27 protein-coding genes are annotated in these 26,858 nt (G+C 61.7%); 15 read left to right on the forward strand and 12 right to left on the reverse strand.

All coding sequences use genetic code 11. From position 1 onward, the window contains the following. The first annotated feature begins 191 nt into the window (after window positions 1-191). The 4 genes from flgB to flgE are packed head-to-tail and all read left to right on the forward strand — an operon-like array spanning window position 192 to window position 3,117. Window positions 192-599, forward strand: a complete 408-nt coding sequence (flgB, locus tag BW992_RS13960) for a flagellar basal body rod protein FlgB (RefSeq protein ID WP_072394844.1) — start codon at window positions 192-194, stop codon at window positions 597-599. 3 nt (window positions 600-602) lie between these two features. Next, entirely contained in the window at window positions 603-1,046 is a 444-nt protein-coding gene (gene flgC / locus BW992_RS13965) for a flagellar basal body rod protein FlgC (protein ID WP_053124368.1), read from the forward strand. 15 nt (window positions 1,047-1,061) lie between these two features. Then, a complete protein-coding gene (flgD, locus tag BW992_RS13970) occupies window positions 1,062-1,784 on the forward strand; it encodes a flagellar hook assembly protein FlgD (RefSeq protein ID WP_072394842.1) in 723 nt (240 codons plus the stop codon). A gap of 28 nt (window positions 1,785-1,812) precedes the next feature. Further along, window positions 1,813-3,117, forward strand: coding sequence for a flagellar hook protein FlgE (gene flgE / locus BW992_RS13975; protein WP_072394840.1), 1,305 nt, complete (start codon window positions 1,813-1,815; stop codon window positions 3,115-3,117). A 272-nt stretch (window positions 3,118-3,389) separates the two neighbouring features. Here flgE and BW992_RS13980 read toward each other — a convergent pair whose 3' ends face one another. Continuing rightward, complete coding sequence (locus BW992_RS13980) at window positions 3,390-6,281, reverse strand: ribonucleoside-diphosphate reductase subunit alpha (RefSeq protein ID WP_072394838.1); 2,892 nt, start codon at window positions 6,279-6,281, stop codon at window positions 3,390-3,392. Between the two features lie 786 nt (window positions 6,282-7,067). Here BW992_RS13980 and BW992_RS13985 point away from each other — a divergent pair. Both BW992_RS13985 and BW992_RS13990 read left to right on the forward strand, forming a co-directional pair. Then, on the forward strand, window positions 7,068-7,790 hold the full coding sequence (locus BW992_RS13985) for a response regulator transcription factor (protein ID WP_072394836.1): 723 nt from the start codon (window positions 7,068-7,070) through the stop codon (window positions 7,788-7,790). Continuing rightward, the gene (locus tag BW992_RS13990; RefSeq protein ID WP_076406423.1) at window positions 7,787-9,397 is read left to right on the forward strand and encodes an ATP-binding protein; all 1,611 of its coding nucleotides are present in this window, start codon (window positions 7,787-7,789) and stop codon (window positions 9,395-9,397) included. The genes BW992_RS13985 and BW992_RS13990 overlap by 4 nt, the downstream gene beginning before the upstream one ends. A gap of 45 nt (window positions 9,398-9,442) precedes the next feature. Here BW992_RS13990 and BW992_RS13995 read toward each other — a convergent pair whose 3' ends face one another. Then, window positions 9,443-10,168 carry a 4'-phosphopantetheinyl transferase family protein gene (locus BW992_RS13995; RefSeq protein WP_072432025.1) on the reverse strand — a complete coding sequence of 242 codons (726 nt, stop codon included), beginning with the start codon at window positions 10,166-10,168 and terminating at the stop codon, window positions 9,443-9,445. 114 nt (window positions 10,169-10,282) lie between these two features. After that, entirely contained in the window at window positions 10,283-11,074 is a 792-nt protein-coding gene (locus BW992_RS14000; protein WP_072394830.1) for a dienelactone hydrolase family protein, read from the reverse strand. A gap of 159 nt (window positions 11,075-11,233) precedes the next feature. Between BW992_RS14000 and BW992_RS14005 the strand changes: the two genes are divergently transcribed. The 3 genes from BW992_RS14005 to BW992_RS14015 all read left to right on the forward strand — a co-directional run bounded on the left by BW992_RS14005 (window position 11,234) and on the right by BW992_RS14015 (window position 13,955). Next, entirely contained in the window at window positions 11,234-11,833 is a 600-nt protein-coding gene (locus tag BW992_RS14005; protein ID WP_072394829.1) for a hypothetical protein, read from the forward strand. Window positions 11,834-11,934: 101 nt separating this feature from the next. Beyond that, a complete protein-coding gene (locus BW992_RS14010) occupies window positions 11,935-12,612 on the forward strand; it encodes a response regulator (RefSeq protein WP_072394828.1) in 678 nt (225 codons plus the stop codon). Further along, complete coding sequence (locus tag BW992_RS14015) at window positions 12,609-13,955, forward strand: ATP-binding protein (RefSeq protein ID WP_076406425.1); 1,347 nt, start codon at window positions 12,609-12,611, stop codon at window positions 13,953-13,955. The genes BW992_RS14010 and BW992_RS14015 overlap by 4 nt, the downstream gene beginning before the upstream one ends. A gap of 42 nt (window positions 13,956-13,997) precedes the next feature. On the opposite strand, the gene BW992_RS14020 is transcribed toward BW992_RS14015, so the two are convergent. Beyond that, entirely contained in the window at window positions 13,998-14,996 is a 999-nt protein-coding gene (locus BW992_RS14020) for an AraC family transcriptional regulator (protein WP_072395410.1), read from the reverse strand. A gap of 333 nt (window positions 14,997-15,329) precedes the next feature. Here BW992_RS14020 and BW992_RS14025 point away from each other — a divergent pair, with 333 nt between their 5' ends. The 3 genes from BW992_RS14025 (at window position 15,330) to BW992_RS14035 (ending at window position 19,432) form a co-directional block, all read left to right on the forward strand. Next, window positions 15,330-16,682 carry a dicarboxylate/amino acid:cation symporter gene (locus tag BW992_RS14025; protein ID WP_072394824.1) on the forward strand — a complete coding sequence of 451 codons (1,353 nt, stop codon included), beginning with the start codon at window positions 15,330-15,332 and terminating at the stop codon, window positions 16,680-16,682. Between the two features lie 117 nt (window positions 16,683-16,799). Then, window positions 16,800-17,822, forward strand: a complete 1,023-nt coding sequence (locus BW992_RS14030; RefSeq protein WP_076406323.1) for an IS110 family transposase — start codon at window positions 16,800-16,802, stop codon at window positions 17,820-17,822. Between the two features lie 428 nt (window positions 17,823-18,250). Next, window positions 18,251-19,432, forward strand: a complete 1,182-nt coding sequence (locus tag BW992_RS14035; protein ID WP_072399310.1) for a CaiB/BaiF CoA transferase family protein — start codon at window positions 18,251-18,253, stop codon at window positions 19,430-19,432. A 113-nt stretch (window positions 19,433-19,545) separates the two neighbouring features. Here BW992_RS14035 and BW992_RS14040 read toward each other — a convergent pair whose 3' ends face one another. Further along, window positions 19,546-20,040 carry a SprT family zinc-dependent metalloprotease gene (locus tag BW992_RS14040; RefSeq protein ID WP_072394093.1) on the reverse strand — a complete coding sequence of 165 codons (495 nt, stop codon included), beginning with the start codon at window positions 20,038-20,040 and terminating at the stop codon, window positions 19,546-19,548. A 157-nt stretch (window positions 20,041-20,197) separates the two neighbouring features. Further along, window positions 20,198-20,800 (reverse strand): Yip1 family protein, encoded by a 603-nt coding sequence (locus BW992_RS14045; protein WP_039591896.1) that lies wholly within the window; start codon window positions 20,798-20,800, stop codon window positions 20,198-20,200. Window positions 20,801-21,221: 421 nt separating this feature from the next. Here BW992_RS14045 and ttcA point away from each other — a divergent pair, with 421 nt between their 5' ends. Both ttcA and BW992_RS14055 read left to right on the forward strand, forming a co-directional pair. Continuing rightward, complete coding sequence (ttcA, locus tag BW992_RS14050; protein WP_072394090.1) at window positions 21,222-22,046, forward strand: tRNA 2-thiocytidine(32) synthetase TtcA; 825 nt, start codon at window positions 21,222-21,224, stop codon at window positions 22,044-22,046. 81 nt (window positions 22,047-22,127) lie between these two features. Further along, window positions 22,128-22,802, forward strand: a complete 675-nt coding sequence (locus BW992_RS14055; RefSeq protein WP_072394088.1) for a DNA-3-methyladenine glycosylase I — start codon at window positions 22,128-22,130, stop codon at window positions 22,800-22,802. Between the two features lie 89 nt (window positions 22,803-22,891). On the opposite strand, the gene BW992_RS14060 is transcribed toward BW992_RS14055, so the two are convergent. The 3 genes from BW992_RS14060 to arsC are packed head-to-tail and all read right to left on the reverse strand — an operon-like array spanning window position 22,892 to window position 24,265. Next, entirely contained in the window at window positions 22,892-23,317 is a 426-nt protein-coding gene (locus BW992_RS14060; protein ID WP_072394085.1) for a DUF2069 domain-containing protein, read from the reverse strand. Next, window positions 23,310-23,915: an NAD(P)H:quinone oxidoreductase gene (gene wrbA / locus BW992_RS14065; RefSeq protein WP_072394082.1), complete on the reverse strand. Its 606-nt coding sequence runs from the start codon at window positions 23,913-23,915 to the stop codon at window positions 23,310-23,312. The genes BW992_RS14060 and wrbA overlap by 8 nt, the downstream gene beginning before the upstream one ends. Beyond that, window positions 23,912-24,265, reverse strand: a complete 354-nt coding sequence (gene arsC, locus BW992_RS14070) for an arsenate reductase (glutaredoxin) (RefSeq protein WP_072394079.1) — start codon at window positions 24,263-24,265, stop codon at window positions 23,912-23,914. The genes wrbA and arsC overlap by 4 nt, the downstream gene beginning before the upstream one ends. A gap of 104 nt (window positions 24,266-24,369) precedes the next feature. Between arsC and BW992_RS14075 the strand changes: the two genes are divergently transcribed. After that, on the forward strand, window positions 24,370-24,837 hold the full coding sequence (locus BW992_RS14075; protein WP_072394076.1) for a TlpA disulfide reductase family protein: 468 nt from the start codon (window positions 24,370-24,372) through the stop codon (window positions 24,835-24,837). A gap of 73 nt (window positions 24,838-24,910) precedes the next feature. On the opposite strand, the gene BW992_RS14080 is transcribed toward BW992_RS14075, so the two are convergent. The 3 genes from BW992_RS14080 to BW992_RS14090 all read right to left on the reverse strand — a co-directional run bounded on the left by BW992_RS14080 (window position 24,911) and on the right by BW992_RS14090 (window position 26,843). Next, window positions 24,911-25,315, reverse strand: a complete 405-nt coding sequence (locus BW992_RS14080) for an META domain-containing protein (protein WP_072394073.1) — start codon at window positions 25,313-25,315, stop codon at window positions 24,911-24,913. Further along, on the reverse strand, window positions 25,315-25,749 hold the full coding sequence (locus tag BW992_RS14085) for a hypothetical protein (protein ID WP_072394070.1): 435 nt from the start codon (window positions 25,747-25,749) through the stop codon (window positions 25,315-25,317). Before BW992_RS14085 ends, BW992_RS14080 begins: the two co-directional genes overlap by 1 nt. 104 nt (window positions 25,750-25,853) lie before the next feature. Next, complete coding sequence (locus BW992_RS14090) at window positions 25,854-26,843, reverse strand: 2-hydroxyacid dehydrogenase (protein ID WP_076406427.1); 990 nt, start codon at window positions 26,841-26,843, stop codon at window positions 25,854-25,856. Window positions 26,844-26,858: the final 15 nt, after the last annotated feature.

Raw genomic sequence — 26,858 nt, forward strand, 5'->3', positions numbered from 1 at the left:
CCACATCTTGACTCGCGTCGCCTGATGAAAGCGGCAGAAAAGCGGCAGAAAAGCGGAAGCCGATTGCCGCTTTTCTGGCATTGCCGCTTTGCCGCTGCCCGCAAAGCCCCGGTTTATGGGCTTTTGGAAAGTGGCACGACGCTTGCTATATCCATTCGTACGTACATTCTGGTCACCCAAAGGTTTCCGACATGAGCATCAGCTTCGATAAAGCGCTCGGTATCCATGAAAAGGCCCTGAGCTTCCGCGCCCAGCGTGCCGAAGTCCTGGCCAATAACATTGCCAACGCCGACACCCCGAACTACAAGGCGCGTGACCTGGACTTCTCCAAGGTGCTCGCCGAGCAGAACGAAAAGGCCAAGAACGGCCACTTCGCCTTGAACATGACCAACAGCCGTCATATCGAAGCCGAAGGCTTGAGCAGCGGCGACGAATCGCTGATGTATCGCACGCCGATGCAGCCTTCGATCGACCAGAACACCGTGGATGCTCAACTGGAACAGTCCAACTACGCGGAGAACTCCGTGAATTTCCAGGCCAGCTTCACCTTGCTCAACAGTAAGTTCAAAGGGCTGGTATCGGCCCTGCGCGGAGAGTAATCCATGTCGATCGCCAGCGTATTCAACATTGCCGGCAGTGCCATGAGTGCCCAGACCACTCGCCTGAACACCGTCGCCAGTAACATCGCCAACGCCGAGACCGTCTCGTCGAGCATCGACCAGACCTACCGTGCCCGTCACCCGGTGTTCGCCACCATGTTCCAGGGCGGCCAGTCCGGCGGCAGCGACTCGCTGTTCCAGGACCAGGACGCAGCGGGGCAGGGCGTACAGGTACTTGGCGTAGTCGAAGACCAGAGCAACCTCGAAGCACGTTATGAGCCAAACCATCCGGCCGCGGACGCCAAGGGTTATGTCTACTACCCGAACGTCAACGTCGTCGAAGAAATGGCCGACATGATTTCCGCCAGTCGTTCGTTCCAGACCAACGCCGAAATGATGAACACCGCCAAAACCATGATGCAGAAGGTCCTGACCCTCGGTCAGTGATAAGGGGCGAGTCACATGAGCGTCACCAACACTACCAGCGGTTTGAGCCTCAACGAGATTCTGGCCAACTCCTCGGTCAAGACCAACAACACCTCCGATGGTCTCGGCGGCGCGACCCAGGCAGCGACCGGCAACAAGGAGCTGGGCAAGGATGCGTTCCTGCAGTTGCTCGTTACCCAGCTGAAGAACCAGAACCCGCTGGAGCCCCAGGACAACGGTGAGTTCGTTGCCCAATTGGCGCAGTTCAGCAGCCTGGAAGGTATCACCACGCTCAACGAAACCGTGAGCGGTATCGCCGGCAACTACAACTCGTCCCAGGCGCTGCAGGCTTCGTCCCTGGTGGGGCGTTCGGTGATCGCGCCCGGTGACAAGGCTGTGGTCGACACCTCCAAGAGCCTCAACGGCACGGTGGTGGTACCGGCGGCAGTGTCCTCCCTCACCGTCAAGATCATGGACAAGGACGGCAAGACTGTCCGCACCATCGACCTGGGCAGCCAGAAGGCCGGCAACTCGGCGTTCATCTGGGATGGCAAGAACGACGCAGGCACGACGGTCGAGTCGGGCACGTACACCTTTGCGGCCTCGACCACCATCGACGGCAAGGCCACGTCGCTGATCACCAACCTGCCGGCCACGGTCAGCAGCGTGACCATCAGCCAGACGGGCGGTGAGCTGATGCTCAACCTGGCCGGGCTGGGCAGCATTGCCCTGTCCAAAGTACAAACTATTGGTATGTAGAGCCGACTAACCGGCAAAAGGAGTCAACATGTCTTTCAACATCGGCCTTAGCGGTCTCTATGCAGCCAACAAACAGCTGGACGTGACCGGCAACAACATCGCCAACGTCGCGACCACCGGTTTCAAATCGTCCCGCGCGGAATTCGAAGACGTCTACTCGGCCACCAAGCTGGGTTCGGGCACCAAGACCGTCGGCAACGGCGTGCGTCTGGCCAACGTCTCCCAGCAGTTCGGCCAGGGTGATGTGAACAACACCGGCAACGTGCTGGACATGGGTATCCAGGGCCAGGGCTTCTTTGTCCTGAGCAACGACGGTTCCCTGAGCTACACCCGTGCCGGTACCTTCAAGACCGACAAGGAAGGCTACATCACCAACAGCGATGGCACTGCACGCCTGCAAGGCTATGGCGTGGACGCCAACGGCAAGATCCTCAACGGTATTCTGACCGACCTGCGCATCGACACCTCGAACCTGCCGCCGCAGGCCACCAGCCTGGTTTCGTCGACGATCAACCTGAATTCGACGGCCACGCCGATTGACCAGACCAACCCGGCCTTGGAGTTCGATCCGACCGATACGGCCACGTTTACGAAACAGTTCACTACACCGGTCTACGACACTCAGGGTAACCAGCACTCCATGGATCAGTACATGGTCAAAACGGGTGCCAATACCTGGGACGTCTATACCCTGATCGATGGTCGTAACCTGAATGGCAGCGCGCCGGTCGCTCCCAACGCTCCGGTTCCTTCGACGATGACCTTCGATTCGAGTGGCAAGCTGGTCCAGGTCAGCACTCCGCCCGCGACCATCAACAGCGATCTGGTACTCACAGGCTGGGTGCCCGGTACCGTGACCAACGGTGTGTGGACCGCGAACGGCGCCGGTTCGTCGACTATTACGGTCTCCATGGCCAACACCACCCAGTTCAACGCCGACACCGCACGGTCGATCCCGACCCAGAACGGTTACGCCACCGGCCAGATCACCAACCTGACCATCGACGGCAGCGGTGTATTGCTGGCCAACTTCAGCAACAACCAGACCAAGCCCATCGGCCAGATCTCCCTTGCCAGCTTCACCAACGAGCAAGGCCTGCAGCCAGTAGGCGGTACCAGCTGGAAGGAAACCTTCGCTTCGGGCATCCCAGGCTACGATGCTCCGCAAACCGGCACCCTGGGTTCGATCGTCTCCAACTCCCTGGAAGAGTCCAACGTCAACCTGACCAACGAACTGGTCGAGCTGATCAAGGCGCAAAGCAACTACCAGGCGAACGCAAAGACCATCTCCACCCAGAGCACCATCATGCAGACCATCATTCAGATGACTTGATGACGCTGGTGGCTTGAAGGCTGCACAAGAAGCCCCTCGCAAGAGGGGCTTTTTCATACCCGCCAGAGCTTGTCCTCATGCCAGGTTCCCTTTGTGGCGAGGGGATAAATCCCCTCGCCACAATGAGTGTCACCCTGAACCTGGATGCAGGTTGGCCCGCAGCTGTCGCGAACGAGTACTGTCGTTTTCCAGGCAAAAGAAAACCCCCGATAAACCAGCGGTCTATCGGGGGCTTCTTTCAGCTGGCGCTTTTACGCGCCCGCTGGCTCAGCTTATTGGCAAGCTTCGCAATCCGGCTCGTCGATGGCGCAGGCCTTTGGCACTGGCGCAGGTCCTGCCGGAGCAGCCAGGACCGAATCGTCACCGTGGTTGCCGCCAGCGGAAACCGCGTTCAGCTTACCGGTGTTGATGGTGGACTTCTCGGTGCTGGTGGCGGCCAGGGCACGGAGGTAGTAGGTGGTCTTCAGACCACGGTACCAGGCCATGCGGTAGGTCACGTCCAGCTTCTTGCCCGAAGCGCCGGCGATGTACAGGTTCAGCGATTGAGCCTGGTCGATCCACTTCTGGCGACGGCTGGCGGCGTCGACGATCCAACGGGCCTCCACTTCGAACGCGGTGGCATAGAGCTCCTTGAGCTCCTGCGGGATGCGCTCGATCTGTTGTACCGAACCGTCGTAGTACTTCAGGTCGTTGATCATCACCGAATCCCACAGGCCGCGGGCCTTGAGGTCGCGGACCAGGTACGGGTTGATCACGGTGAACTCGCCCGACAGGTTCGATTTCACATAGAGGTTCTGGTAGGTCGGTTCGATCGACTGCGACACGCCGGTAATGTTGGCGATGGTGGCGGTCGGTGCGATGGCCATGATGTTGGAGTTGCGGATGCCTTTCTGTACGCGGGCACGAACCGGGGCCCAGTCCAGGCTTTCGGTCAGGTCGACGTCAATGTATTTCTCGCCACGGGACTCGATCAGGATCTGTTGCGAATCCAGCGGCAGGATGCCCTTGGACCACAGCGAGCCCTGGAACGTCTCGTAGGCACCGCGCTCGTCGGCCAGGTCGCAGGAAGCCTGGATCGCGTAGTAGCTGACCGCTTCCATGGACTTGTCGGCGAACTCGACGGCAGCGTCCGAACCATACGGGATGTGCTGCAGGTACAGCGCGTCCTGGAAGCCCATGATTCCCAGGCCCACTGGACGGTGTTTGAAGTTGGAGTTCTTCGCCTGTGGCACCGAGTAGTAGTTGATGTCGATCACGTTGTCGAGCATGCGCACGGCGGTGTTCACGGTGCGCTGCAGCTTGGCGGTGTCCAGCTTGCCGTCGACGATGTGGTTCGGCAGGTTGATCGAGCCCAGGTTGCAGACCGCGATCTCGTCCTTGTTGGTGTTCAGGGTGATCTCGGTGCACAGGTTCGAACTGTGGACCACGCCCACGTGCTGCTGCGGGCTGCGCAGGTTGCACGGGTCCTTGAAGGTCAGCCATGGGTGGCCGGTCTCGAACAGCATCGACAGCATCTTGCGCCACAGGTCCTTGGCCTGGACGACCTTGAACAACTTGATCTTGTTGTACTCGGTCAGGGCTTCGTAGTACTCGTAGCGCTCTTCGAAGGCCTTGCCGGTCAGGTCGTGCAGGTCCGGCACTTCGGATGGCGAGAACAGGGTCCACTTGCCGTCGTCGAAGACACGCTTCATGAACAGGTCGGGGATCCAGTTGGCGGTGTTCATGTCGTGGGTACGACGACGGTCGTCACCGGTGTTCTTGCGCAGCTCGATGAACTCTTCGATGTCCATGTGCCAGGTTTCCAGGTAGGCACAGACCGCGCCCTTGCGCTTGCCGCCCTGGTTGACCGCCACGGCGGTGTCGTTGACCACCTTGAGGAACGGCACGACGCCCTGGGACTTGCCGTTGGTACCCTTGATGTACGAGCCCAATGCGCGAACCGGGGTCCAGTCGTTGCCCAGGCCGCCGGCGAATTTGGACAGCATGGCGTTGTCGTGGATCGCGCCGTAGATGCCCGACAGGTCGTCCGGCACGGTGGTCAGGTAGCAGCTCGACAGCTGTGGCCGCAGGGTACCGGCGTTGAACAGGGTCGGGGTCGAGGCCATGTAGTCGAAGGACGACAGCAGGTTGTAGAACTCGATGGCACGGTCTTCGCGCTGCTTCTCTTCGATCGCCAGGCCCATGGCCACGCGCATGAAGAAGATCTGCGGCAGTTCGAAACGCACGCCGTCCTTGTGGATGAAGTAACGGTCGTACAGGGTCTGCAGGCCCAGGTAGGTGAACTGCTGGTCGCGCTCGTGATCGATCGCCTTGCCGAGTTTTTCCAGGTCGAAGGACGCCAGGACCGGGTTCAGCAGTTCGTATTCGATACCCTTGGCGATGTAGGCCGGCAACGCCTTGGCGTAAAGGTCGACCATTTCATGGTGGGTCGCGCTCTCGGCGACTTCCAGGAAGCTCAGGCCTTCGGCGCGCAGGGTGTCCATCAGCAGGCGGGCGGTGACGAAGGAGTAGTTCGGCTCGCGCTCCACCAGGGTCCGCGCGGTCATCACCAGGGCGGTGTTGACGTCCTTGAGGGCGACGCCGTCATAGAGGTTCTTCAGGGTTTCGCGCTGGATCAGTTCGCCGTCGACTTCTTCCAGGCCTTCGCAGGCTTCGGTGACGATGGTGTTCAGGCGACCCATGTCCAGAGGCGCCAGGGTGCCGTCGGCGCGGGCGATGCGGATCGATGGGTGGGCCTGGACCGGTGCGTCGGCTGGCGCGCGGGTGGCACGCTCCTTGGCACGGGAGTCACGGTAGATCACGTAGTCGCGGGCCACTTTCTGCTCGCCGGCACGCATCAGGGCCAGTTCGACCTGGTCCTGGATCTCTTCGATGTGGATGGTGCCGCCCGAGGGCATGCGACGCTTGAAGGTCGCGGTGACCTGTTCGGTCAGGCGGGCCACGGTGTCGTGGATTCGCGACGAGGCGGCAGCGGTACCGCCCTCAACTGCGAGAAACGCTTTGGTGATGGCGACGGTGATCTTGTCATCGGTGTAAGGAACGACAGTGCCGTTACGCTTGATCACACGCAGTTGGCCGGGCGCGGTGGCAGACAGATCCGGGCTCGAATCGGCGGCCAGCGGCGCGGTGCCCTGCGGGTTCTCGCGAGTTGTGTCGGTGTGCATGGGTGTCTCCACGTTCTCTATGTTTGTTTGGGCTCCCTCGCGGGGCCCACCGTTCCGTCCTGAAGCACTACAACCGACTGGCGTCGGGCATAACCACTTCGGGACAGTAGGAGGCTGGGCCGGGAGGCCGCCTCCATCCGAAGTTCTGGGTTGCGAGCCTGGGCTCGTGACCGAACTGAAGGGGCGCAGCCAAGTACTGCAACACCCGTACCGTTCCGGTCGTTTTCTCAACCTTTGAAGCCATTGCCCTTCGCGCGGCGCGGATGGGTCTTGGGGATGCGATGTTTCAGCTGGACAGAGGCACGAAAAGCGCTTGAATTCTCTGTCCGACTTGTGTTTGGTTTTTGGCCTGAACCCCTACATGTAGGGGTTTTTTCGTGGCGGGCTACAAGATAATGCGTTTTGGGGGATGAATCAACGTACTACCTGTGGATAAGCCTGTGCGTAATTTGTGTGCGAAACGTGGAGCTGCTCTGTAGGCCGCGAGCTTGCTGGAGCGAGCGCTTTTTCAACAATTTCGAGCACTGAAAAACTGTTCGAAAATTTTGCGGGCGCGGACCATACCACAGCCATTCCATCCGGCCGAACGCATTTGTCCGCTTGTTTTCTAGCGGGACGCCGTTTATACAATCGGGCCATGTATCGGTGCGATTGTCCTCGTCCAGGATGACAATAAAGAGAGGACGGCCCCGACGATCCATAAGTGGACATACATGCCCTGTGGCAAGCGTTGTCGCCATGCAAGCGTGCACATCCCTTCCTATTCGCTGCAAGACGAGGCCCCCAGTGGAACAAGAAGCCTGGCAGGTATTGATTGTCGAGGACGACCAGCGTCTCGCCGAGCTGACCCGTGACTACCTGGAGAGCAATGGGCTGCGGGTCGCCATCGAGGGCGACGGCGCGGTGGCGGCTCGGCGGATCATCGCCGAGCAACCGGACCTTGTGATCCTCGACCTGATGCTGCCGGGCGAAGATGGCTTGAGCATCTGTCGCAAGGTGCGCGAGCAGTACGACGGGCCGATCCTGATGCTCACCGCCCGTACCGACGACACCGATCAGATCCAGGGGCTGGACCTGGGGGCGGACGACTATGTCTGCAAGCCGGTGCGCCCGCGGGTGTTGCTGGCACGCATCCAGGCGCTGTTGCGGCGCAGCGAGCCCGTGGAGCCGAACCCGCAGAAATCGCGGCGCCTGCAGTTCGGTCCGCTGGTGGTGGACAGTGCCTTGCGCGAGGCCTGGTTGCAGGGCAGCGGTATCGAACTGACCAGCGCCGAATTCGATCTGCTGTGGCTGCTGGTGTCCAATGCCGGGCGCATCCTGTCCCGGGAAGAAATCTTCACCGCCTTGCGCGGTATCGGCTATGACGGCCAGGACCGCTCCATTGATGTGCGAATCTCGCGGATCCGCCCCAAGATCGGTGACGATCCGGAGCATCCCCGGCTGATCAAGACCATCCGCAGCAAAGGCTACCTGTTCGTTCCCGAAGCCTGCGTAGACCCGGCGCCGTGAACTCGATTTTCCTGCGCATCTATGGCGGCATGTGCGCGGCGCTGGTGCTGGTGGCGGTGCTCGGGGTGCTGGCCCTGCACCTGCTCAACCAGACCCGCGCCGAACAATATCGCGAGCGCCTGGCCCACGGCACGTTTTCCCTGATGGCCGACAATCTGCGGCCGATGAACGATACCGAACGCCATCGCGCCCTGATGCTGTGGGGGCGCCTGCTGGGTATTCCCCTGGCACTGCGGACCTTCGCCGAGACCGACCTCGACCTTGGCCAGCGCACCCGTGTGTTGCGTGGACAGGTACTGGTGGAACAGACCGGGCCCCATGCGGCTAAGGTCTATCGGTTGGTCAGTGATGGTGAGCAACTGATGCTGATGGGCGAGGTCCGCCAGATCAGCGAGCAACTGGCCCGGGCCACCATTTATCTGCTGGCCGACGAACTGGTGCGCTACCCCGTGGCCGAGCAGCCCGAACGGCTTGCCCAGCTCAAGCAGGACAAGGGGTTCGGTTTCGATCTTCGACTGATGAGCGTCGACCAGGTGGACATGGACGAAGACCAGCGTCGTCGTGTCACCGAAGGCGATACGGTGATGGCCCTGGGCAAGGACGGCGATTCGATCCGGGTATTCGCCGGCATGGTCGGCACGCCCTGGGTGCTGGAGATCGGTCCGCTGTACCAGATGAACCCGTATCCACCGCAATGGCTGGTCTTGATCGCGGCGTTGGGGTTGAGCCTGATCGGGTTGATTGTCTATCTGCTGGTGCGCCAATTGGAGCGACGCCTGCGGGGCCTGGAGTCGGCCGCCACCCAGATCGCCCAAGGCAGCCTGGAAACCCGAGTGCCGGCCCGGGGCGCCGACTCGGTGGGGCGACTGGCCGCGGCGTTCAACGGCATGGCCGAGCACCTGCAACAGTTGTTGGCAATCCAGCGCGAGCTGGTGCGAGCGGTGTCCCATGAACTGCGTACCCCGGTGGCGCGCCTGCGCTTCGGCCTGGAAATGCTCGGCAGTGCCACCACCGCCCAGGCCCGGGAAAAATACCTGGCGGGCATGGACCACGACATCGAGGACCTGGACCGGTTGGTGGACGAGATGTTGACCTATGCGCGACTGGAGCAGGGTTCGCCGGCACTGAATTTCCAGCGCGTGGACCTCGATGCCCTGATCAATCAGGTGATCGAGGAACTGGGCCCGCTCAGGCCGGGTGTCACGGTGGAGCGGGGACTCTGCCTCTCTGCCGCCGATTGCGATGGCGCCTGGGTCGAGGCCGAGCCGCGGTTCCTGCACCGCGCCTTGCAGAACCTGGTGAGCAATGCCATGCGCCATGCCCGGTCACGGGTGACGGTGAGTTACCAGGTGGGGCAGTTGCGCTGTCGGGTGGATGTCGAGGACGACGGTCCCGGCGTGCCTGAGGCGGCATGGGAGCGAGTGTTCAAGCCGTTCCTGCGTTTGGACGACAGTCGTGCCCGTGCTTCGGGTGGCCATGGGCTGGGGCTGTCGATCGTGCGGCGGATCATCCATTGGCATGACGGCCGGGCGCTGATCGGCAAGAGCAAGAGCCTGGGTGGCGCCTGTTTCAGCCTGAGCTGGCCGAGGCATCAGGACCGGTCTTGAAGGGTGTGGCTGAGGTGGGCCGCTGTTGTGGACACTGCGCAAGGCTCAGGCCCTGATGCCCACCAGGCTCAACAACTGCGAATCCTTCACCCCAAACTGTGCCTGCAGCTCGCTGCCATGACGCCACTGCTCCGAAAGGTCGGTCAGTAACCGTAGTCGCACCTGCCCATCCTGTGTCCACTCCAGTACCTCGGCATGCTCGAAATAAAAGCGCTTCCCGACGATCGGATACAGCGCCTTGAACAGGCTTTCCTTGACCGAAAAGGTCAGGGTCACCAGCAATGCGCGGTCATCCTGCGGGGTGTTGGCCAGGCGCAGCAGCTCGGGCGGCGTGAGGATTTCGCCGGCCAGGCGCTCGGCGCGCTCGGGGTCGAGGAGGTTTTCCAGGTCCATGCCCAGGCCCTGCCAGTGTTCCTTGCGAGCGACGATGGCCGCCGCCCGGCCGGTGCTGTGGGTGATCGAGCCGCTGACATGGGCCGGCCACACAGGGGCGCGGTCTTCGCCGATGGCCGGCACGCAAGGCTGGCCATCCAGGCGGTGCAGGGCGGCCCGGGCGCAGATTCGCCCGGCAAGGAATTCGGCCTGGCGCTTGGGCACGGAGCGCTGGATGCTCGCGGGTGGCTCGATGGCGCTGCTGCGGAAATCGTCACTAGCCAGCAGCAACGGGTCGAAGCAGGTGCTCAGCAAGAAGGTGTCGGGCAGGATGTCGGGCAGCAGCCACCGGTCATCCAGAGGCGAGCAGCAGGCGGGCAGGGCGGGGAGTCGGTTCATGCCGGGCATTTTGCCGGGTTGGCCGCACGCTGGGTAGTAGGAACAGGGCAGTGTCCTGAGCGGGCAGGGCTTTTGTGGCGAGGGGGAAATCCCCCTCGCCACAAAGTGTGTATGTCAGCCAAAGATTTTCTTGAAGAACGACTGCATGTCCGCCCAGGACTTTTCATCGGCCTCCTTGTTGTAGCCGATATCCGGACCGCCGTGCTCGCCGTGGCTCAGACGGTCGGCGTCCGGGTTGCTGAAGCCATGCTTGGCGCCTTTGAGGCTGACGAATTGGTAGTCGGCACCGGCCTTGTCCATTTCGGTCTTGAACGCGGCGACGTTGTCTTCGGTGACCATGCTGTCCAGGGCGCCGTGCTCCACCAGGACCTTGGCCTTGACGCTGCCGGGCGTGGCCGGGGTGTTGGTCACCAGCGCGCCGTGGAAACTCACCACACCGGCCAGTGGCACGCCTTGGCGCGCCGCATCCAGTACCACCTTGCCGCCGAAGCAGTAGCCGATGGCGGCGAGTTTATCCGGATCGGTCTGGGGTTGTTTCTTCAACAGGTCCAGACCGGCCTGGAAGCGCGCACTGGCCGCCTTGCCGTCCTTGAGCGCCGCCTGCATGAAGGCCATGGCATCCTTGGGATGCTCGGTATTCTTGCCGTCGCCATACATGTCGATGGCCAGGGCGCTGTAGCCCAGGCCCGCCAGGTCACGGGCACGGCGCTTGGCGTAATCGTTCAGCCCCCACCATTCGTGCACCACCACCACTCCCGGGCGCGGCCCCTTGATGGCGTCGTCGTAGGCGTAATAGCCGATCAGCTTCGTGCCGTCGGCACTGGTGTAGGGAATCTCCTGGGTCTGGATGGCGGCGTGGCTCGCCCCGCTGAAAGCCAGAAGTAAGACAGCAAGTAACCTGCGCATGACGGATCTCCATGAAAGGTGGGTTTGCACGACAGTGAGACTGGACACTCTAGCCGATTCGTTCAGCACTGGTTCAGAGAACGTTCAAGGGGTGTTCAGGGACCGTTGGTTAACGTGGCTTCGACTTCACCACACACCACGTTCCAGAGGAACCTGAACATGATCCGGATGAAAAAACTGCTGCTGGCTTTTACCGTCCTGGGCGCCAGCGCCATGGCCCATGCCGACGATAACTTCGCCAGCCTGACCCTCGGCCAGACCAGCGACAAGGTCAAGAAGTCCAGTGCCCTGGACCAGGCCCTGAACAATCCGAACGCCGACGGCGTGATCGGCAAGGACACCACCTATGGCCTGCGCCTGGGCAAGCAGAACGACCAGGGTCGCTACTACGCCACCTATGACAATGTCTCGGGCACCCACAACGGCATCAAATTGCGCCAGGAAAACCTGCTGGGCAGCTACGATGTGTTCTATCCGGTCACCGGCAGTACCAAACTGTTCGGTGGCGGCACGGCGGGCCTGACCAAGCTGACCCAGGATTCTCCCGGTTTCAGCCGCGACAGCGACATCGGCTACGCAGTAGGCTTGCAGGCGGGCGTCTTGCAGCAGGTTTCGAAGAACGCTTCGGTGGAACTGGGTTACCGTTACCTGCGCAGCAACGCCAGCACCGAGATGAGCCCGCACGGTGGCGACAAGGTGGGGTCGCTGGACCTGACCAGCAGCGCCCAGACCTACCTGTCGGCCAACTACACGTTCTAAGCGGGCGAGGATCGCGCGCCGCCGGATCGAGCGAAGACGATCCGGCGCCTCGTCGAGGTGTGTCGCGCTGGATTGTTTGATTCTGCCTGGGGAAAGGCTCCATGAAATTACTGGTCGTCGAAGACGAAGCGTTATTGCGTCACCACCTGCATACCCGCCTGACCGACAGCGGCCATGTGGTGCAGGCCGTGGTCAATGCCGAAGAGGCGCTGTACCAGGTCCGTGAATTCAATCATGACCTGGCGGTGATCGACCTGGGTCTGCCGGGCATCAGCGGCCTGGAGCTGATCCGCCGGTTGCGCGCCCAGGACAAGACATTCCCTGTCCTGATCCTCACGGCTCGCGGTAACTGGCAGGACAAGGTCGAAGGCCTGGCCGCCGGGGCGGATGACTACGTGGTCAAGCCGTTCCAGTTCGAGGAGCTGGAGGCTCGCTTGAACGCCCTGTTGCGTCGTTCCAGCGGCTTTACCCAGTCGACCATCACCGCCGGTCCGCTGTTGCTCGACCTCAATCGCAAGCAGGCGTCCCTGGGGGATGAGCCGCTGGCATTGACCGCCTATGAGTACCGCATCCTGGAATACCTGATGCGCCATCACCAGCAGGTGGTGGCCAAGGATCGCCTGATGGAGCAGCTTTATCCCGATGATGGCGAACGCGATCCCAATGTCATCGAGGTGCTGGTGGGGCGGCTGCGCCGCAAGCTGGAGGCGCCCGCCGGCTTCAAGCCAATCGACACGGTGCGTGGCCTGGGCTACCTGTTCAACGAGCGCTGCCAGTGATTCGTTCGCTTCGACTGCGCTTGATGCTGGCCGCCATGACCCTGGCGGTGCTGTTCATGCTGGCGCTGCTGCCGGCCATGCAAGGCGCGTTCAGCCTGGCCTTGCAGGAGTCCATCGAGCAACGCCTGGCCTCGGACGTGACCACGCTGATTTCCGCCGCCCGAGTGGAAAACAATCGATTGAAGATGCCGGAACAACTGCCGGACGAACGCTTCAACCTCGCCGACGCCCGCCTGCTGGGCTACATCTACGACCGCGATGGGCGGCTGGTCTGGCGGTCGAAGGCCACCCGCGAGGAAAACATCAACTACGCGCCACGCTACGACGGCCAGGGCAACCAGTTCGCGCGTATCCGCGAAAACGACGGCCAGGAGTTCTTCGTCTATGACGTCGAGATCAAGCTGCTCGGTGGCCAGAACGCGGCGTTCAGCATCGTTACCCTGCAACCGGTTCGTGATTACGAGGTGACCCTGCAGGGGCTGCGGGACAACCTCTACCTGGGCTTCGGTGCCGCGCTGCTGGTGCTGCTGGCACTGTTGTGGATCGGCCTGACCTGGGGCCTGCGGGCGCTGCGACGCCTGAGCCAGGAACTGGACGAAATCGAAAGCGGGGCGCGGGAAAGCCTCAGTACCGAACACCCTCGGGAACTGCTGCGCCTGACGGGCTCCCTCAACCGCCTGTTGCACAGCGAACGGGAGCAGCGCAGCCGTTACCGTGACTCCCTCGACGACCTGGCCCACAGCCTCAAGACCCCCCTGGCGGTGTTGCAGGGCGTCAGCGAAGACATGGCCCGGCGCCCGGAAGACCGTGGCCAGGCCTGGGTGCTGCAGACCCAGATCGAGCGCATGAGCCAGCAGATCGGTTTCCAGTTGCAGCGCGCCAGCTTGCGCAAGAGCGGGCTGGTACGCCACCAGGTGCGCCTGCGCCCGGTGTTGCAAAGCCTGTGCGACACCCTGGACAAGGTCTACCGCGACAAGCGGGTCAATGTCGCGTTCGAACTGCCGGAACAGTGCCACGTGCCGATCGAGCAGGGAGCCTTGCTGGAGATGCTTGGCAACCTTCTGGAGAACGCTTATCGGCTATGCCTGGAGCAGGTGCGTGTCAGCGTGCACCAGGTCCTCGGCGGCATGGAGCTGTGTGTCGAGGACGACGGACCGGGTGTGCCGCCGGATCAACGTGCACGGATTCTCCAGCGTGGCGAGCGGCTGGACCGCCAGCATCCGGGGCAGGGGATCGGTCTGGCGGTGGTCAAGGACATCATCGAAAGCTACAACGCGCGCCTGACCCTGGGGGATTCGGAACTGGGCGGGGCGGCGTTCCGGATTCATTTCCCGTTGGTTTGACTGGGGTTGGGCGTGGTTGCTGCCGCCGCCCATCTGTCCTGCTCAATTGTCCTGTTCCCGATAGGCCCCCGGCGTCACCCCCGTCCACTTCTTGAAAGCCCGGTGAAACGCCGACGGTTCGGAAAAACCCAACTGCTCGGCGATCTGCTGCAACGACAGGTCCGCGCGGCCCAGATGGTAGATGGCGATATCCCGCCGCAGGTGGTCCTTGAGCTCCTGGAAGCTGGTGCCTTCCTCGCGCAAGTGCCGACGCAGTGTCTGGGGGCTGATGTGCAGATGAGCGGCTACGGTGTCCAGGTCCGGCCAGCGAGCGGTGTCGCGGCTGAGCAGGCGACGCAGTTGGCTGCTCAAGCTGTGTCCGTCGTCCGGGCGCGACAGCAGGTCGGCAGGGGAACGTTCGAGAAAGCGCTTGAGAGTCCGTTCATCCTGGAGCAGCGGCATGTCCAGGTAGCGGCTGTGGAACGACAGGCTGCTGTGAGGTGCGTCGAACACCACGGGACAAGGGAACAGCAAATCGTACTCGGCCCCATGGGCAGGCCTGGGGTAGCCGAAAGTGGCCTGTTCCAGGCCGATCCGCTGGCCGATCAGCCAACTGCCAAGGCGGTGCCAGACCACCAGCAGGCTCTCGGTGAGGAAGTGGTCCGGGTCCCAAAGGGTCGAGTCGTCCAGCACCAGGCGCACCCGTTCACCTTCCGCCAGCAAGGTCAGGCCCGGCGCATCCGGGAACAGGCTGTAGAACAGCAGGCCGCGCTGCAGGGCGCTGCCCAGGTTACGGCAGTGGATCAACGCATGACACATCATGGCGAAGGTCCCGGGCTTGCTGCGAGCCTTGCCGAAACCCAGGTATTCATCGCCCATCGCCAGCCACAGCGCCTGCAGCAGGCGAGCGAACTGCTCTGGCGCGAGGCGCGCCCGCGGCTCGTCCAGAAGCTCGGGACTGATACCCAGTTGTTGCAGCAGGGGGAAATAGTCGAACCCTTGTCGGCGCGCGCCCCCCAGGGCGGCGCGGGCGAAATGGCTGGCGATCGTGCGTTGGCGCATGGCATCCATCCGTTTGTCAGGCGCTCGATGGTAGCAGGGCGATCCGGCTCGACAAGGCGGATATCCGCCAAATCCCGGAACGTCAGCTGGCCGGTGGGCGGAAATCCGCCACCTTAAACGGCGTCGTTTAGTTTTCGAATATTCATGAAACCCGTCTGCCATGCTGGCTGTAGGGCATTTCGCAAAAATGGCACGCGCCTTGCGATGCATTGGGTAGGTCTGCAGCGTGCAGCCGACAAAACAAATCCCTCCAGTGCAGGAGGGTTCGCAAAGTTGAGGTTTCGTGGGCGACAGGTGGATGTTGTCACGCGGGACGCTTGAGGAAAGTTTGCCATGACGACTCGTCAGCCCTTGTACAAATCCCTGTATTTCCAGGTGATCGTAGCCATTGCCATCGGTATTTTGCTCGGCCACTTCTACCCGCAGACCGGTGTAGCCCTCAAGCCGTTCGGTGACGGGTTCATCAAACTGATCAAAATGGTCATCGCCCCGATCATCTTCTGTACCGTTGTCAGCGGCATCGGCGGCATGCAGAACATGAAGTCGGTCGGCAAGACCGGCGGTTATGCGCTGCTGTACTTTGAAATCGTCTCCACCATCGCCTTGCTGATCGGCCTGGTCGTGGTCAACGTCGTGCAACCGGGCAACGGCATGCACATCGACGTGTCGACCCTGGACACCAGCAAGATCGCCGGTTTCATCAGCGCTGGTAAAGACCAGAGCATCGTTGCCTTCATCCTCAACGTGATCCCGAACACCATCGTCGGTGCGTTCGCCAACGGCGACATCCTGCAAGTGCTGATGTTCTCGGTGCTCTTCGGTTTCGCCCTGCATCGCCTGGGTGCCTATGGCAAGCCGGTGCTGGACTTCATCGATCGTTTCGCCCACGTGATGTTCATCATCATCAACATGATCATGAAACTGGCTCCCATCGGTGCCTTCGGTGCCATGGCGTTCACCATCGGTGCCTACGGTGTCGGCTCGCTGGTGCAACTGGGCCAGCTGATGATCTGCTTCTACATCACTTGCGTCGTGTTCGTCCTGGTGGTGCTGGGCGCCATCTGCCGCGCCCACGGTTTCAGTGTCATCAAGCTGATTCGCTACATCCGTGAAGAGCTGTTGATCGTACTGGGTACTTCCTCCTCGGAATCGGCCCTGCCACGCATGCTGATCAAGATGGAGCGCCTGGGCGCCAAGAAATCTGTCGTAGGCCTGGTGATCCCGACTGGCTACTCCTTCAACCTCGACGGTACCTCGATCTACCTGACCATGGCGGCAGTGTTCATCGCCCAGGCCACCGACACCCCGATGGACCTGACCCACCAGATCACCCTGCTGCTGGTGTTGCTGTTGTCGTCCAAGGGGGCGGCTGGCGTGACCGGTAGCGGCTTCATCGTACTGGCGGCCACCCTGTCGGCCGTGGGTCACCTGCCGGTGGCCGGCCTGGCGCTGATCCTGGGTATCGACCGCTTCATGTCCGAAGCCCGCGCCCTGACCAACCTGGTGGGCAATGCCGTTGCCACCGTCGTGGTTGCCAAGTGGGTGAAGGAACTGGACGAAGACCAGCTGCAGACCGAACTGGCTTCCGGTGGTCGTGGCATCTCCGAAGTACGTGAAGATGACGAGCAGATCGCGGCGGCGCAGATTGCAGCGGCCGAGTCCTCTGCTCCAGGCGCTGTGAAGTAAGCTTCAACTGCAATAAAAAACCCGCTTCGGCGGGTTTAATGAGATGGTCAGCCTGACCGAGAAGCCCTGCAGGTTTACGCTTGCAGGGCTTTTCTCGTTTTCGGCGGAGGATCTCTCATGAACACGATGACGCTTCTCGGCATCGACATTGGTAAACACAGTTTCCATCTGCACGGCCAGGACGCCAAAGGTCATCAGGTTTTGCGCAAGAAAACCAGCCGCAGCCAATTGCTCGGCACATTGGCCCAACTGCCGGCCTGCACGGTGGTGATGGAGTCGTGTGGCGGTGCCCACTGGCTGGCTCGACAGGTTGAGGCATTGGGCCACGAGGTAAAACTGATTGCCCCGCAATACGTTAAGCCGTTCGTCAAAGGCAACAAAAACGACTTCATTGATGCCGAAGCGATTTGCGAGGCGGCGAGCCGCCCCGCGATGCGCTTCTGCTCGATTAAAACCGCAGAGCAACAAACGCTTTCAGCTTTGCATCGTGTCCGAGATTCCTTGATTGGCCATCGCACCGTCGCGACCAATCAGATTCATGGTTTTTTGCTGGAATTCGGGATCAGCCTGCCCATTGGCGCAACGGCGTTGAACCGCGTGCCAGCGCTGCTGGACGATCCACAACATCCGGTTCCATTGCGCCTAAAGAGCGTGTTGATGCGTCTTCATCGTCAAATCCAACAGCTGAATGATGAAATCAAGGACATCGAGTCCGACCTGAAACAGCAGTTGAAAGAAGACGATGCCGGAAATCGTTTGCAGAGTATTCCTGGCATCGGCCCAATCACCGCCAGTGCGGTATTGGCGGATGTGGGCGATGCGTCGAACTATCGAAGTGGACGCGATTTTGCCGCTTCGCTGGGGCTGGTGCCGAGGCAGTATTCGACGGGTGGGAAGACGGTGCTTCTGGGGATCAGCAAGCGTGGCGACAAGCACATCCGCCAATTGCTGGTACAGGGCGCGCGATCCGTTATTCAGCATATCGATAAGCGAGAGGACGCCTTGGGGCCTTGGGTTCGAGAGCTACTGACGCGTCGCCACTCCAATGTCGTCGCGTGTGCGCTAGCAAACAAACTGGCGCGAATCGTGTGGGCGGTACTGGCCAAAGGCGGCCAGTACGACCCACATCCGAACGCTTGAATGCACAGCGTTACCACCGGCTTTTGCGACGTCACTGACTGATGACAGTAAACGGCAAACGGCCCGACTGAGAACCTGGCAATAAAATCAGCTTTAGAAGCTGAGGGTTTTTTCAGGACAGTCGGGAGCGGCTACTCATCGAGGGCCGAGCGTTGTTGCAGCAACGCTCACAACGAGCCCGGATACATTAGCGCAAGCCAGCTTTACCGAAAACAGCCCATGAGGTTGCAGGAGAAGGGCTGACCATACATTTATTGCGCTGGATTGTTCGGGCAAGAACTTGTTTTGTGGTGAGCGGATTGGTTCCCTTGCCACAAGAGATCCCTGTCGGCCGTGAGCACAATCGTCATTCAAAGTGACGAATCCAGTGATTGCCCCATCGCCAACCCCTGCCTAGTCTTTCAGCGTTCAGTCACTGGAGGTCACCCATGCAAGGCCCGTTGGCGTCGCTCAAGGTCCTGGATTTCTCGACTCTGTTGCCTGGTCCGTTCGCTTCACTGTTACTGGCGGACATGGGGGCAGAGGTGTTGCGTATCGAATCGCCGACCCGCCCGGATCTGGTGCGCAACCTGCCACCCAATGACCAGGGGGTGTCGGCCAGTCATGCCTACCTCAATCGCAACAAGCGCAGCCTGGCCCTGGACCTCAAGCAGCCCGCGGCACGAGAGATCATCGGGCAACTGCTTGGCGAGTACGACATCGTGCTGGAGCAGTTCCGGCCCGGGGTGATGGAGCGGCTGGGGTTGGGATATGACACCCTTAAAGCGATCAATCCACGGCTGATCTACGTGTCGATTACCGGCTATGGCCAGACCGGGCCCTACAGGGACCGCGCCGGCCATGACATCAACTACCTGGCCCTGACGGGGCTTGCCAGCCATACCGGCCGTGCCGATAGCGGCCCGCTGCCTTTGGGTATCCAGGCGGCGGACATTGCCGGCGGTTCGTTGCATGGGGTGATCGGGCTGCTGGCGGCGGTGATTGCCCGGCAACAGAGCGGACAGGGCCAGCATCTGGATGTAAGCATGAGCGATTGTGTCTTCAGCCTGAACGCGCTGGCAGGCGCCGGTTACCTGGCCTGTGGTGTCGAACCGGGCAGGGAGGACCAATTGCTCAACGGCGGCAGCTTCTACGATTATTACCGCACGCGGGATGGCCGCTGGATGTCGGTGGGCAGCCTGGAACCGGCCTTCATGCAGGCACTGTGCGAGGCCTTGGGGCGACCGGAACTGGCGGCCCAGGGACTGTCGCCCAAGCCTGAAGAGCAATACGCCCTTAAGCAGGCACTGCAGACCGAGTTCCAGAAGCATGATTTTGCCGAGCTGTGCGGCTTGTTTGCTAGGGTCGATGCTTGCGTCGAGCCGGTGCTGAGCCTGGCGGAAGCTGTCCGGCATCCGCAGTTACAGGCTCGGGAGCTGGTGAAACAGGTGCCCCGAGGGGATGGTTCGAGCCAGGCTCAGATGGCCTGTCCGTTGAGGTTTTCAGATGGCCTGCCCGAACCTCGACATGTTGGCGTGGGGCTGGGGGCGCATACGGATCAGGTGTTGGGGGCGTTGGGGTTCAGTGCTGGGCGGATTGCCGAATTGCGCAGGAGCGGGGTGGTTTTGTAGGGCGGCAAGGCCGCCATCGAGAGCAAGCTCGCTCCCACACTGGATCTTTGGCATTCACGGATCCTGTGGGAGCGAGCCTGCTCGCGATGAGGCCGGCCCACACCACAAGAGCATTACTCCACCCGCGTTTCCCCACTGAACACCAGGGTATTGCGGCAGCTGCGGCACAAGTATCGCCGCCCCTGGCGCACCAGGCGATGGCGCTGGGCCGAAAACGGGAAGTCGCTGCCGTCGCAGGGGCATTTGTAGATGTAGCGGGTCACGCTGCGACGCTTGATTTCGTAGGTGTGGCAACGATTGGGCGGCAGTTCGTAGACCCCGCGCATGATCAGTTGCCATTCCTCGCCGTGGGGCTGGATGCGTTCGCCGAACAATTGATGGGCGATCAGGTGCGCGACTTCGTGGGCGACAGTCTGCTTGAGGAAATCCTCGGCGTTTTCCCGGTACAACTGCGGGTTGAAGCGCAGCAGGTTCTCGTGCAGATGCGCGACACCGGCTTTCTGGCCACGCAATTTGAAGCTGACTACGGGGCGTTTGAAGGAACGTTTGAAAAAGGCTTCGGCTTGTTGGTAACACTCTTCGACGCGGGTATTGAGTTGCTCGAGCATGCTTTACGGGTCTCCAGAACCCCGAGTATGCCGCAAGCGCCGGCCATTGCGAATCGCCCGGGCGCCCAATGGTCGTCTTGGCTGTTCCAGGCACAGGAAGGCCGCCTTGCGGCGGCCTGTATTGGCAGATCCTGTTTTTATAGGTGAGCCTTGGAGTTCAGTTGGTGTAGACCGGGCCGACGCCCAGCCCCCAGACAATGACCGTGAACGCCATGATCGCGACCAGCACCACCAGGCCGACGGCGAGCACCGAGCTGGAAAACAGGAACCCTTCGTCCTGGGGAATGTTCATGAAGGTGGGCAGGCCCACGTACAACAGGTAGACCGTGTAGCAGATCGCTGCCGTGCCGACGATCATCCCCAGCCACATGTGCGGGTAGAGCGCCGCCAGCCCGCCGATGAACAACGGTGTCGCGGTATAGGTGGCGAACGCGACGCAACGGGCCAGGCTCGGATTGGCGTCATAGGTACGGGCCATCCAGTGGATGAAGGCACCCATCACAGCCACCCCACCCAACATGGCGAGGTACGACATGATGGTCATCCATAGCGCGCTTTCCTGGGTAAGCATCACCGGTGGGCGATTGCCGATGACCCATCCCACCTGCGTGGTGCCGATAAACGCCGATACTGCGGGGATGGCCGCGAGAATCAGCGTATGGGTGAGGTACATGTGGCTGATGCTTTCCTCCTGATCGCCACGGATTTCCTTCCATTCTTGATCAGGGTGGGTAAAGAGCCCCACGACATGATGGATCATAGTCAGTCACTCCTTTGTTATTGCCATCGCCCCCCAACGGAGCGCCTACGGGCCAAATGGCCAAGTAAGTAAAGGTCTGAATATGTGTGCGACCTTATGACGCAGTATAGAAAGGAGTTATCCCTAGTGGGACTAGGGGCTTAGAGCAAATCGCGCTGTAGAAAAGTCTATTAATCGCCGATGAGTCTTGCGCCGGTGCGGTAGGCGGGGCTTACCCGTGGCCAGGGGACTTATCCCGCTGGACCATGCAACAGCTCCCCTAATCTGCAGTGTCAGGCTGGGAAGCCAGTGGAGCGGGGCGCTTCGCACTCCAGCAGGGAAAATTCCCTCGCCACAATCAGCGTTCATCATGGGTCTTCGCTGAAAGTGGGTTTTTTGCGTAAAATGCCGGCCTTTCGTCACACCTCACGGATTTCGCGTCATGGGCACTCTTACGGTCAACCAGAACAAACTGCAAAAGCGCCTGCGCCGCCAGGCCGGTGAGGCGGTCGCCGATTTCAACATGATCGAGGATGGCGACAAGGTCATGGTCTGCCTGTCCGGCGGCAAGGACAGCTACACCCTGCTGGATGTCCTGATGCATTTGCAGAAGGTTGCGCCGATCAAATTCGACATCGTCGCGGTGAACATGGACCAGAAGCAGCCCGGTTTCCCCGAGCATGTGCTGCCGGCCTACCTGGAGTCCCTCGGCGTGGAATACCACATCGTCGAGAAGGACACCTACTCGGTGGTCAAGGAGCTGGTCCCCGAAGGCAAGACCACCTGCTCGCTGTGTTCACGCCTGCGTCGCGGTACGCTCTACACCTTCGCCGACCAGATCGGTGCAACCAAGATGGCCCTGGGTCATCACCGCGATGACATCGTCGAGACCTTCTTCCTGAACATGTTCTACAACGGAACGCTCAAGGCCATGCCGCCCAAGCTGCGGGCCGACGACGGGCGCAACGTGGTGATCCGTCCGCTGGCCTATTGCAGCGAAAAGGACATCCAGGCCTATTCGGATTTCAAGCAATTCCCCATCATCCCCTGCAACCTGTGCGGCTCCCAGGAGAACCTGCAGCGCCAGGTGGTCAAGGAGATGCTCCAGGAGTGGGAACGCAAGACCCCGGGCCGTACCGAGAGCATTTTCCGCGGCCTGCAGAACGTCGTTCCATCGCAATTGGCCGACCGCAACCTGTTCGATTTCACCAACCTGCGCATCGACGAAAACGCCACGCCGCGGTTCGTCAACGTGGTGAACCTCTGACGGTGCCAACCGCTCTATTCACGGCGCCAGTGGCTATGAAGGCCACTGGCGCCGTTTTCATTTCAGACCCCAGGAGAGGGCATGCGCGACTACAAGTGGCTGCACGAGTATTGTCTGAACCGCTTCGGTTCGACGACTGAACTGGAGGCTCACCTGCCGGTGCCCAAGACCCCGGCGCAACTGCGCAAGATCAGCGACGATCGCTACCTGTCGACCCTGGCGCTGCGGGTCTTTCGCGCCGGGCTCAAGCACAGCCTCGTGGATGCCAAGTGGCCGGCATTCGAAGAGGTGTTCTTCGGGTTCGACCCGGAAAAGGTCGTGCTGATGAGCGCTGAGCACCTGGAGCGGCTGATGCAGGACGCAAGGATCATCCGGCACCTGGGCAAGCTCAAGAGCGTGCCGCGCAATGCGCAGCTGATTCTGGACGTGGCCCATGAAAAGGGCAGCTTTGGCGCGCTGGTTGCCGACTGGCCGGTGACTGACATCGTCGGCCTGTGGACCTACCTGAAAAAACACGGCCATCAGTTGGGCGGCCTGTCGGCGCCGCGCTTCCTGCGAATGATGGGCAAGGACACTTTCGTGCCCAGCTACGACGTGGTGGCCGCCCTCAATGCCCAGGACATCATCGACAAGGTTCCCACCAGCCTGCGGGATCTGGCGACGGTGCAGAATGCCTTCAACCGGTGGCATGAGGAGAGTGGCGGCAGGCCCATGAGCCAGATCTCGATGATGCTGGCCTATACCGTGAATCATTGAGACCGCATGGCGGCCATCGCGAGCAGGCTCGCTCCCACAATGACTCAGTGACACCCTGTGGGAGCGAGCTTGCTCGCGATAGCGGTTCATCAGGCGACGGGGATATCTCCCTCACCAGCCAAGCGCCGGTTCAACTGGAACCGCCAGCGCACATACAGCAAGGCCGAGCAGAACACCGCCACGCTCGCGGCCATTTCCAGCACGCCGAACCACTGCCGGTTCGGGTCATAGGCCGCCAGCGCACCCTTGATGAAATACAGGTTCACCACAAAGCACATCCAGGAGTGGCCACGGGCGCTGCCCATGATCATGCCCGGCGCCAGGATCAGCAGCGGCACCAGCTCGATCAGCAGGATCACCCAGGGCCGGGCGCCGTGCAGGTCGGCGATGAGCAGGTAGTACACGCAGAGCAGCCCCACCAGGCCGAAAAAGCACAGCAGGCTCACGGCGCGGGCGACGCGCACGCGTGGTTCCAGCCACTGGATCGGCGGCAGGGTCTTGGGCTTCTTAGCCACGGCCGTTCTCCAACAGTTGCGCGGTTTTCGCCAGGCGCGAACCCAGGGCCCGGCACAGGGTCACTTCGTGTTCGTTCAAGCCGCTTTTACCGTCGGCGCCCGCATGATGGCTCGGCCCGTAGGGGGTACCGCCGCCCTGGGTGTCGATCAGTGCCGATTCGCTGTAGGGCAGGCCGGTGATCAGCATGCCGTGGTGCAGCAGCGGCAGCATCATCGACAACAGAGTGGTTTCCTGGCCGCCATGCAGACTGGCGGTGGAGGTGAACACCCCGGCCGGTTTGCCCACCAGTGCGCCGGTCAGCCACAGGTTGCTGGTGCCGTCGAGAAAATACTTGAGCGGTGCGGCCATGTTGCCGAAACGGGTCGGACTGCCGAGGGCCAGGCCGGCGCAGTGCTTCAGGTCATCGAGGGTGGCGTACAGTGGGCCCTGGCCGGGAATTTCCGGGGACACCGCTTCGCACTCGGTGGACACTGCCGGCACCGTACGCAGCCTGGCTTCCAGACCGGCCTGCTCGACGCCGCGGGCGATCTGCCGGGCCATTTCGTTGGTGGCGCCACCGCGGCTGTAATACAGCACCAGGATGTACGGCGTGCTCACGGCAGGATCTCCAGGATCTTTTCCGGTGGCCGGCCGATGACGGCCTTGTCACCGACTTCGAGAATCGGGCGCTCCATGAGTTTCGGGTGCGCGGCCATCGCGGCGATCAGCTGGGCTTCGCTCAGGCCTGGATCGGCCAGGTTCAGGGCCGCGTATTGCTCCTCGCCAGTGCGCAGCAGTTGTCGGGCGGTGATACCGAGCTTGCCCAGCAGGCGCTCCAGCTGCGTGGCGTCGAGCGGGGTTTCCAGATAATGAACCACGCTGGGCGCGAGGCCTCGGTCCTCCAGCAGTTGCAGTGCACCACGGGATTTCGAACAGCGCGGGTTGTGATAAAGCGTCAGGTCGGTCATGAGCGGGTCGCATCTTGCGTAAGGTGGCGGCTATTCTACTGTGCCACGAGGTGCCAGGCATCCTGCGCAGGTGCCAGGCATTCACATTCATACAAGGACAGCACATGACAAGGCGACTGACGGCGGCATTGGCATTGATGGGCTCTTTATTGCTCGCCGGTTGCGGCAATGACTATGGTGTGGACCAGAACGGCCAGGCCATTGCCTCGCAGCGGCTGGACAAGCAATGGCTGGTGGTCAACTACTGGGCCGAATGGTGCGCACCGTGCCGCACCGAAATTCCTGAGTTCAACGCCTTGTCCGAGCAGCTCAAGGGGCGCGGCATCGGCGTGTTCGGGGTCAATTTCGATCAGGTGCAGGGCGAGGAACTCAAGAGCGCCAGCGAGAAGATGGGCATCCGTTTCACCGTGCTGGCCCGAGATCCGGCCGAGATCTTCGACCTGCCCCGCAGCGAGGGGCTGCCGGTGACCTACATCATCGACAACCAGGGCAAGGTGCGCGAGCAGTTGCTGGGGGAACAGACGGCGGCGGGGGTGATGGCGAAGCTTGAGGCGTTGCAGGCGTTCAAATAACCCTTGTTTTGACAGGTGGGATCCCCTCGCCACAGGGGATCCATGCCGGATCCAGGATCTTCGCCTGAAGGACTCAGCCTTCTTCGAGCCACCAGCGCAGCGGCTTGCCCTGGGCCGGCCAGAAACGGATCTGCTCGATGGGGGAAATGTCCCAGCGCTCGACCTTTTCCAATGCCTGCAAGAAGCGCGCTTCCTGCTCCATCAGCGCCGGGCCGCAGAGTTTGCGGGTGCTGCCGATCTTGCCGAAGCTCAGGCGTTCGCCTTCCAGCGTATAAGGCGCGAACCAGTGATTGCAGCCACCGTTGCCATAGGCCCGGCCGTCCTCGCCGAGGGTGATGGTCAGGTGGCTGTAGTCCATCAACGGGCGTTCGCCGATCCATTCCAGGATGTAGCTGCGGTTCTGTTGCAACCGAACCGGCTCGGCGGCACACCCCATCAGGCCGACGCCGATCAGCGCGAGGGCAAGCGGATGTTTCATCAGGCGGCGTCCTGGCATTCGGGGCACAGGTGTTTTTCGCCCTGGGTGGTCCAGCCCAGCTCGGCGATGCGTGCGGTGGCGGCTGGTTTCTGGGCCTTGCTGCCGAGCTTGGCATCCACGGCAAATTCGAAACTCAGTGCCTTGGCGCAGCGATCGCAGTTGACCTGCCAGGTATGGATCGCCAGTTCGCCAAAGACCGGACCGGTGGTCATGGCGGTCCACTGGCCCATGGGCTTGAGCAAATGCCGGACAGTGTCCACGGTAAGGCGCATGGACAAGTCCTTGCTGCCCTTGAGCGTGACCAGCAGCACATCGTTGGCCTGGATCGAACCGCCATTGCCGGTCACCTGGTATCGGCCCGGCGCCAGGGCGCGGACTTCAGTCAGGGTGTGGTGCGGATTCATCAGGGTGTAGCGGAAATCGTGTTCGGCCATGGGTCCTCCAAATAGGCGCGACATGCTAGCACGGGGCATGGCCTGGGATGGTCAACCACGAATCCTGCCGACGAAACTCCCACTGGGGGAAGGCCGGTTCAGGTCTAGCGCTCAACCAGGTTTTTCGGCGTGCCGGCCGCCCACGCTGCGATGTTATCCAGGGTGGTCATGGCAATCGCCGCCAGGGCTTCATGGGTGAGAAAGGCCTGGTGAGCAGTGATCACCACGTTGGGGAAGGTCAGCAGGCGTGCCAGCACATCGTCCTGCAAGGGCTGGTCGGAGCGGTCCATGAAGAATAGATCGGCCTCTTCTTCATAGACATCCAACCCCAAATAGCCCAATTGGCCGTTCTTCAGTGCCTCGATCAAGGCCCGTGTGTCCACCAGGCCACCGCGTCCGGTGTTGATCAACATGGCGCCGCGTTGCATCGACGCCAGGGACTGGGCGTTGATCAGATGGCGGCTCTGTTCGTTCAGCGGGCAGTGCAGGCTGACGATCTGGGCTTGGGCCAGCAGCTCGTCCAGGGGCAGGTAGCGAGCCCCCAGGGCTTGCACCTGAGGGTTGGGGTAGGGGTCATGGGCCAGCAACTGGCAGCCGAAGCCGGCCATGATCCGGGCGAAGGTGGCGCCGATCTGCCCGGTGCCGATCACGCCGACGGTCTTGCCCACCAGGTCGAATCCGGTCAGGCCATGCAGGCTGAAGTTGCCGTCTCGGGTCCGGTTGTAGGCGCGGTGCAGGCAGCGATTGAGGGTCAGAATCAACGCCACCGCATGTTCGGCCACAGCATGGGGGGAGTAGGCCGGTACCCGGGCGATGCTCAAGCCCAGGCGTTTGGCGGCGGGCAGGTCGACATGGTTGTAGCCGGCCGAGCGCAGGGCGATCAGCCGGGTGCCGCCGGCCGCCAGTTGTTCCAGTACCGGGGCGCTCAGGTTATCGTTGATGAACGCACAGACCACCTCGTGGCGCTCGGCCAGGGCCACGGTGTCCAGGTTCAGGCGCGCCGGCTGGAACTGCAACTCGATACCCGCCGGCAGCGGGGCGTTGGTGAAACTGTCGCGGTCATAAGTCTGGCTGCTGAAAAAAATTACGCGCATGGCGGCCTCCTGGCA

Source organism: Pseudomonas sp. 7SR1, from assembly GCF_900156465.1.
In the GTDB taxonomy this organism is placed as follows: Bacteria; Pseudomonadota; Gammaproteobacteria; order Pseudomonadales; family Pseudomonadaceae; genus Aquipseudomonas.